This window comes from Dolichospermum sp. UHCC 0259 (assembly GCF_009711935.1).
Classification (GTDB): Bacteria; Cyanobacteriota; Cyanobacteriia; order Cyanobacteriales; family Nostocaceae; genus Dolichospermum.
Window position 1 is genome coordinate 1 of sequence record NZ_VIKX01000232.1, and the last position, 1,691, is coordinate 1,691.

2 protein-coding genes are annotated in these 1,691 nt (G+C 37.3%); both read left to right on the top strand.

Annotated elements, in window-relative coordinates; translation table 11 throughout:
- Positions 1 to 361: MFS transporter (locus FJR05_RS19775; RefSeq protein WP_168645705.1), on the top strand; the 361-nt coding region annotated here is incomplete at its 5' end.
- A 286-nt stretch (positions 362 to 647) separates the two neighbouring features.
- A complete protein-coding gene (locus tag FJR05_RS19780; protein WP_168645706.1) occupies positions 648 to 1,439 on the top strand; it encodes a DUF4231 domain-containing protein in 792 nt (263 codons plus the stop codon).
- Positions 1,440 to 1,691: the final 252 nt, after the last annotated feature.

Consider the following 1,691-nt stretch of genomic DNA (forward strand, 5'->3'; position numbering starts at 1 on the left):
CCTATCCCTGTTACTTCCTAATTCCTTTTTAGTGGGGGAGTGTGAACAGTTACTTTGGCCTAGCATCAATTATTTTATTGTGGTTAGCATCCTATTTGCGCTTTTTAATGCCCTAGTCCAACCTATGATTAGTACATTGATTTCTCTCAATGCTAGACCACAGGATCAGGGAACTGTATTAGGATTAAACGCATCCTACTTAAGTATTTCTAACGGTATCGGACCAGTAATTGCGGGGATGATAGTTCACCAGTCCCAACCCATGACTTATGGCTATCCTTTATATCTAGCAGGAATTTTCACATTTTTGGTTTTAGCCTTAGCCATAGGTACACGCAAAAGATACAGCACGGCTATTTAAGCATTGAATGATACTATTGACGTAAGCATTCAGCTAAAACCGGATTTTCGGCTTTTTGAAGTAGGGAGACTGACTAATGTTCAGAATGCTGATCAATTCAATTCTTGCTGATAGCTGTTCGCTGACGGCTGAATGCTTACCTATTGACAATATTGACAGTTAGCAGAACTTGTCAATATTGTTACTTTCGTGTAAGATACATTATTGTTTGTAAAATTACCATTTTGCAACAAATTTTCTCAGTTACGAATTCAACATTACCCCAATAAATACACTAGGCGAAAATATGTTGTTTTTTTTCAAGTTAATTGATTACTTGTTAGTCGCAGTTGCGATCACATCAGGTTTGATTATTTATTTTGATTCTAGCAATCAACAATATGTAACTGCTGCCTCCGTTGCTTTAACTATTGCCATTGGTTTATTTCTTCTCAATAGACAATCGGTAGATAATGCGAAAAAGGAATCACAAAAAACTGAGCTTTCCAAAAAAGCTGAACTCTATACATCGCTATTAAGCAATGGTACTACATTGGACTATAATACTGTTTTACCGGCACGAGCCAAAGCTTTAGAATATTCGCAAGAGTTGATTAACGACTATAAAAGCTCTCGAAATCTTGCCAGAACTCTTTACTATGTTTTGCAAATTTCTACCGTTATTCTGTCAGGTGTCACACCAATTTTAGTGTTAGTGGATAAACTAGAAGCAGGACAAAGTTGGTTAAAATGGCTGCCTGTTATTTGCCCAGCAGTTGCTTCTATTGTTGCTAGTATCGTTACTTCATTTCCTTTTGAAAAAAATTGGATGGCTGCTAACAAAGCCGTTGAATTATTAGAAGCTGAACAGGAAAAGTTTGTTTTGGGAATTAGCCCAGCCTATCGTTGTTATGATATTCCAGAAGAGGGTAAACAACAACAAAGAGTTAGTCAGGCTATAGAACTATTTATTAATCAAGTGAATAGTATTCACCTGCAAATAGTTCAACCCAGCAGTGATTCAGAACAGGGAAATCAAGAAAAACAAGATTCACCCCCATCTGAAGAATCAACTCCAGAACAAAAAGTAGCAGCATAGTTTTGGTGTAATCCACAATTTAGGGGCGCAGCATATATTAAGTTCTGGGCGCAAGCCCTGCGCCCCTACGGAATTTCTGCATGATCAAAAATGTCAGGGATAACTGACATTACGGTTTATAGGAAAAAAATAGTTAGAATAGTGTAGACACTCTTTTCCAGGGAGTCAACCTAGTGTGTTAATTTTGACAGGAAAACCAGGGATTTCCTTCATGCAGAAAGTATGATAGAAAAAAGGATACCTGAAAGCTCA